Origin of the sequence: Pseudomonas sp. SWRI111, from assembly GCF_014268555.1 — a bacterium.
GTDB lineage: Bacteria > Pseudomonadota > Gammaproteobacteria > Pseudomonadales > Pseudomonadaceae > Aquipseudomonas > Aquipseudomonas hamedanensis.
This window is the reverse complement of the sequence record NZ_JABWQQ010000110.1, coordinates 1-266: the sequence shown is the minus strand read 5'-3', so window position 1 is coordinate 266 and position 266 is coordinate 1. Positions and strand designations below refer to the sequence as shown.

Sequence of the window (266 nt, the reverse complement as noted above, 5' to 3'; positions counted from 1 at the left end):
CAATAGAATGTTTCTCTGTGTCTACTATTATTTCTGGATGAAGGGGCTCCTCATATGGAGAACTAATTCCAGTAAAGTCTTTAATAATTCCTTTTCATGCCTTTTCGTATAAGCCTTTCGGGTCACGCGCTTCACATGCCTCTATGGAACACTTAATATATACTTCAATAAATTCATTTTCTTCCAATAAAGCTCTTACTCTATCACGGTCTTCTCGAAATGGAGAAATGAAAGCAGTAAGTACAACTTGCCCACTGTCTACAAAA

Annotated in this window: 1 pseudogene; it reads right to left on the bottom strand. The window is 36.8% G+C overall.

Annotation, left to right across the window (positions count from 1 at the left end):
- Window positions 1-266 (bottom strand): annotated as a pseudogene (locus tag HU755_RS27145) (adenylyl-sulfate kinase); the annotation flags it as partial.